This window comes from Camelimonas fluminis (assembly GCF_014656355.1).
GTDB classification, from domain to species: domain Bacteria; phylum Pseudomonadota; class Alphaproteobacteria; order Rhizobiales; family Beijerinckiaceae; genus Camelimonas; species Camelimonas fluminis.
On sequence record NZ_BNCG01000077.1, the window covers coordinates 1 to 5,999 of the forward strand.

Consider the following 5,999-nt stretch of genomic DNA (forward strand, 5'->3'; position numbering starts at 1 on the left):
ATCATGTCTGCGCCGCTGACGAAACCCCTGATGAGTCAGAGGCCAAGGGTCTTGGTATCAGTCCACCATGGAGGATCACCGCCACTCCAACCCACATCGGCGCGCACCGCACCAGTGCAACCAATCAAACATTGTTTTTGGTATATTCGATGTGCCATAACTCGCCTTCGCAAGTGCAGCACGATGCCAGAGAGGGCACGCGCATGTTCGCTGCAAGCGATCAAGCTTAAACGGGCACGTGGCCTGTTGATAGGATTGCTGTCCATGGCGGGAGCGGCATGCTGCGGCTTTGGCAGCAGCAAGCGATAGCGGAGGTGGAGCATACGTATGTCCTCGAACCCGGAGTATTGGAAAAATAGGCGAGGTGTCGATTACAAGAATCAGCAGGATGTTCAACGAACTGCTGATAGTGAATCTTATACACTTCAGGAAAGATGGCTCACGTCTTATATCCGGGATCTTCACGCACGAGGCGGCCAGCGGCGGTTACGTGTCCTCGATTTTGGCTGTGGCGCCGGACGTTTTGCCCATCTCTTAGCTCCCTTGGATTTCTTAGATTATTTCGGATACGATTCCTCCGCGTCAATGGTTGAACCTTTACGCGCGAATCCGCCATCCGCGATCAAGGAGGCCTTGGATGAGCGGATTCGTGTTAGTGAACGGTTCGAAGCCGTTTTTCCCGAAAGTGAAACATTCGACCTGATATTCACCGTTTCAGTTCTGGTCCACAACCGGCCTGACACTGCGCGACGGATGATTTCCGCCATGATGGATCGACTGACGCCGGGCGGGAAAATCGTGCTGATCGAAAATTCACACACTGCGGTCAGCGCAATGGAAAATTTGTGGTATGGTGGGCGTTGGTGTCACGCCTTTTCACAATACTTCGAGGGACGGGCAGACACCGAGATCATTGATCGTTTCGCAGATCGGCATGCAATCTACATTGCGAGTTTGTTTTTCGAAATACGCCCGAGCCGCCATGTCTACCATGCCCATTCAAAAGCTGATGCAATTATCTGCAGCTTAGGGGACTTACTTTCACATGGATTAGACCAAGCGGAAGAAATCAACGAAAACATACTTCGAGAAGCAGAAAGCATTCCCGCAAACAATGAAAGCATCATAGGACAACTGCTTGATATACGAGAAAAACTCGCAGAACGCGAACTAACCTGCGATCAACATATGCGCCGAATTTTGGAGTTGGAGAACGCACTCAACTCCATGTCTGAACAATGTAAACAACTTTCGAATGCGCTATCGGAAACGTCTGTGCGTTTCGCCGACCGCCAGAAATTACTCGAACACGTCGGAGCAGGATTAAGGGATGCCCAAAATAGGCGTTCGTACCGCACAATTACATCTGAGGAAACCACGCCTCCGCGAGTAAGGACGGATCTGCCTATATATGAAAAGAATAAATCCCAAGATATTAAGTATGCTCATACAATTTCTGAGTTTGAGGGACTGCTACATATTTTCCATGCTGAGTGGGTCGGGATACGCGCCGCTGTTGGATCACTGCCGGGTACAAAAATTTCCATCTCGGCCGACAGGCTTCTATCAACTCAAGACTTAAGCGAACTTAGCAGGCAGATACATTCTGGAAATTATAAAAAGGTACTGATTCATGGATTTTCCCAGAATATGTCCAAGCTTGTGTCATTATTATCAAGAATGGATCTAGCCTCTGTTCTTTATATAATTAAACATGGCAATCCCGCCCAATGGTGTTACGATGCAGAACGGAAAGCTGCATTTGATGTACTCGATTTTGCTGCCACTGGGCGCGTGCGTCGGGTTCATTTCATGAAGGCTGGTTTCGATCTTGACCTCGGGAACATATTTCGGCCGATGCTGTTTAACATGGCGCCGGCATTCCGTGGCTCCGGAGTGCCACCGCTATCACCTCGGGAGCGAGGGGTCGTGTTCGCACCGGCTTGGGCCGATTGGAGAAAGAACCTTTATACGGGGCTGATAGCCGCATGCACGGCCAATTCGGTTGGTAAAATTCTCGTATATGCCGACAACATTGACGTCCCCAATTTAATTAACAACAAGATAATTCGGCACAAATTTATTGATCGGGAACAGACATTTGGATTAATCACAAGCAGTTCCGTTTGTATGAATGCCTCAATTGTAGACTGCCATCCAATGGTGAACATTGAGGCTCAGTCATTTGGCGTTCCTTGCGTGCGTGGCCGACTTAATCTCGACGCCCTTGAAGATCACCCTTACGTCAAACTTACCGAAGTCGACGATGCAATGTCGATAGCCAATATTCGATCCGTGCTGGACCGCGTGTTAGCTGTACCGGAGAATGAACTGCGAGATATGACACTGGACTATCAGGCAGCAAGTGATGCTGTATCACGCAATCGTTACGGCGAGTTTCTGGAGTTTTGATGGTGGGCGCCCTTGTCTTTGTCACAACCGAGTTAAGCCCCTTTACGCCGGGAGGCATCGGTCGCGTTATTCATAATGTGCTTCGGTCCATTTCGGTAGAAGATCGGGAAAGAAGCTATGTGCTGGCGGTTGATTGCAGTATCAGTGAAGCTGCATTCTCCACGTTATTCCCCGGAGCAAAGCTGATTTCCTTGAGCAGTGACGATGGGAATGGGCGATATGATGCCTTTGGGCACCATCCACCGCGTCGGGCGTTTTCTGGCACGGACCTGCAGTGGAAATCTTCCGTCGTATTCCGCGCCTTGCGTAAATTGTCACATGAAACCAACATCGAATATGTGGAATTTCCAGACTGGGGCGGGTTGGGATTCGCGACGATCCAAGAAAAGAAGATCAGCGGATTGCTCTCAGAAGCGACCTTGGGAGTGCGCCTACATTCAACGCATTCGTTGCTCCTCCATCATGAAGCGCATGTTGTAAGTGATACCGATCTGATAATAATTGATCTCGAAAGAAAATGTTTGCGCGATTGCGACCTCATTATCGCTCAACTAGGTCCGGTAGGAGAGCATACTCGCAAAATATTCGGCTTTGCGCGTGACGAGTGGAACGACCGTGTGGTAATCCACGCCCCGCCAGTTCTGCTGGACCACCACAACCCAGCGCCCACCACTGTTGCTACGTCGGCTAACATGCCGATTATGTTTGGTTCGAAACTTCAGCGTTTCAAAAGGCCTGACCTATTTGTGCGCGGAGTCGCCGGCTTCTGCCAACAGTCCCCCGATTTCCGAGGTCCAGCTCTTATTTCGGCCCACCGCTCCGATGGAGAGTATAGCGACCGTGTGGTTCGTTTAATTCCACCCAGCTTGAAGGATCGGTTTCAGTTTGACGCACCCCGACAGGGAGTGGCGCGCGAGAAATTGATCGCTGCAAGCACATTCATTGCGCCAAGTGATTTCGAATCTTTTTGTCTGTCCGCGTATGAAGCATCGCTTCTTGGTGCTCGGGTTATTCTTAATGGCACCAACCCCGGCTTCGGTGATGATACCCCATGGCTGCATGGCGTTAACTGCATCAAATTCGATGGAACAACAACCGGCTTAATGGAAGCCCTCAAAGCCAACTTTGGTGGCGTTGACTTGTTGCCGGTGAAATTGCCGTCTGATCCGTGGCCCTGGAATGGTAAACCTGACCATAAGCTCGTCGCCTCCCCCTCCCTTACAGCAGAATCTCCGCTGGTTTCCGTAGTGATCCCACATTTCAATTTGGGTGACTACCTGCTTCCAACTATCATGAGTGTGCTTCAGCAAACTTATGAGAATATTGAAATTATTATTGTTGACGATGCCTCTTTTGATATTGAAAGCGTTAGCGTAATAAAGGACCTGGCGAACAGCAACAATGACAGGTTGCGGATATTAACTGCACAGGGAAATGTTGGATTATCAGGGGCTCGCAATATCGGTTTAAGTGATGCGCGTGGCAAATATCTATTACCCTTGGATGCTGACGACATTTTAAATTTGCGCTTTATAGAAATCGCTGTAAGGGCTTTGCAAAACAACCCAGAGTACGATATTTTTGTCACACCTGCAGCCTATTTTGAAGACGGTGAGAATTTGGTCTTGCCAGGAGAGGAGGCCGATTTTCCTGATTACGCCACTTTCGTCGGCGAGGCTTTGGTCAGCGGCGTAAGACAGAATAAATTTTCGACGGCAACAGCACTCTTCCGAGCTGCCGTAGTGAAGAAGTACCGGTATGTTGAGAGCTTATTCAGTTATGAGGACTGGAACCTATATCTGCGGCTAGCCCAAGACGGGCATCGGTTTCTTGTGTCAAATGATGTATATTTTTACTATCGCAACCGAGCAAACTCTATGGTCAAAGAGGCGCATGATCCAGAGCGACATTCTCTTTTTTTACACGATAATCTTCGTACTGCGGTCAGGCCAGAGCGAAGGCTTCCACTAGCTCATCTCGCTTCTATCGCTGCTGCTTCATCCAGAGCGTCGCCAATCGGGACCCATAAGCGGGATTGGGATGGGATTTTGGATCTACTCACCGCGTCTATAGCGCGGCGCACCGCCGAGAGAGCGAAACCGCGGGGAATCGGCCTTCTTTTTGCGCTGAAAGATCGGCTTCAAGGTCGGGATAAAGCAGCACGTGATCAACGTCTGGTTTCCGCATCGGATCTATTTGATGCCCATTGGTATCTGCGGACGTATCCCGACGTGGCCGCAGCTAAGCTCAATCCCGCTAACCATTATATCTCGCACGGAGCCAATGAAGGTCGGGATCCCGGGCCTTTCTTTTCAACTCGAGATTATCTTGCCGCGAATCCGGATGTTAGAAATGCCGGTATTAATCCCTTGGTTCACTACGTTACCTTTGGCCTTCAGGAGGGAAGGAATTTGGGACGCCGCTACGGCTAGCACGACTTTGGCAGAAGTCCGTTGGGCATTTTTGTCCCACTGCGGCGGCGGAGGGAGCAGTTGGGCGACGGCGGACTGAACTGGAGGTCCGCAAGAACCTGGTGACTTCGTTGAGCGCGGTGGTGATGTTTTTGCGGGAGCAATGATCGGGGTATTCAGGGCGTGATCGAAGACCATCCGCTACCAGCTCCAGCGCCAATGTCGGATTGGGCAGACTCGTCCCTAGCACCGGCACGCTCATGGAATATCAGCCTGTCGAAGTTGTAGGCGAGATTGGCCAGGGTGAGTTTTGCTTTGACTCGCGCCAGGCCGAAGGTGCCGGATGAACTGGCCCTACCCGTTCTTGTGGTGGCGGAATACATGGTCGACCGGAAGCGGTGTTCTCAGGCTACGACCTTGAACTTTGACCTGGCGATTTAAGCCCAAGGCAGGAGGTCGGCGATCTGGCTGTTTGGGTGGCCGTTGACGACCCTGGCGATCACGTCGGCGAGGTAGCCGAGCGGTCCGACGTGATTGAGCCTGCAGGCTTCGATGAGCGAAGCGACGACGGCCCAATGCTCCGCGCCATCGTCACAGCCGATAATGAGGGTGTTCTCACGCTTTGAGCGCGATCGGACGGATTGACCGCTCAACAGTATTGGAGTCGAGCTCGATACGTCCGTCATCGAGGAAGTCGAGAGTCCTTCCATCTGGAGAGCGTGTAGCTGATCGGTAAGCGGTGTCCCGGCGCCACCTTTCGCTCTGGGGTGCGAACGGTGATGCTCGAAGTGTTTGAGGGCCTCGACATATGCCGATTTCAGAGTTTACGCTTAAGTCCAGGGATAATGAGCCGGTCCGCCGGCTTGAGATCTTCACGGGCTCGGGTCGCCGGCGGGACTGGTCGCCGGAGGAGAAAGACCGGATTGTCGCCGAAAGCCACGAGGGGTCCGGGACGGTCTCTGCCGTGGCTCGTCGGCACGGCCTGACGCCGCAGCAACTGTTCACGTGGCGTCGGGAAGCGCGCCAGCGCATGGAAGCTGAGACGCTGCCCGCTTTCGTGCCAGCAGTCCTGGTCGAGGCCGAACCCATGGCCGCGAAGAAACAGAATCGGCGCGCGCCACGGCCAACATCCGGGGCCATCGAGATTGAGGCGTCAGGGGTCACGGTAAGGTGCGG

General features: G+C 52.1%; 4 protein-coding genes and 1 pseudogene. 4 read left to right on the forward strand and 1 reads right to left on the reverse strand.

What is annotated here, in order from left to right; genetic code table 11:
* The 3 genes from IE243_RS23280 to IE243_RS21825 all read left to right on the forward strand — a co-directional run.
* Nucleotides 1-230: hypothetical protein (locus IE243_RS23280; RefSeq protein ID WP_210319952.1), on the forward strand; the 230-nt coding region annotated here is incomplete at its 5' end.
* A gap of 97 nt (nt 231-327) precedes the next feature.
* The gene (locus IE243_RS21820) at nt 328-2,412 is read left to right on the forward strand and encodes a class I SAM-dependent methyltransferase (protein ID WP_191321414.1); all 2,085 of its coding nucleotides are present in this window, start codon (nt 328-330) and stop codon (nt 2,410-2,412) included.
* Nucleotides 2,412-4,844: a glycosyltransferase gene (locus IE243_RS21825; RefSeq protein WP_191321415.1), complete on the forward strand. Its 2,433-nt coding sequence runs from the start codon at nt 2,412-2,414 to the stop codon at nt 4,842-4,844. The genes IE243_RS21820 and IE243_RS21825 overlap by 1 nt, the downstream gene beginning before the upstream one ends.
* Before the next feature lie 416 nt (nt 4,845-5,260).
* On the opposite strand, the pseudogene IE243_RS21830 reads toward IE243_RS21825, so the two are convergent.
* Nucleotides 5,261-5,553: pseudogene (locus IE243_RS21830) on the reverse strand (transposase domain-containing protein); the annotation flags it as partial.
* Nucleotides 5,554-5,631: 78 nt separating this feature from the next.
* Here IE243_RS21830 and tnpA point away from each other — a divergent pair.
* The coding region (gene tnpA / locus IE243_RS21835) for an IS66-like element accessory protein TnpA (protein WP_191321416.1) at nt 5,632-5,999 on the forward strand (368 nt) is incomplete at its 3' end.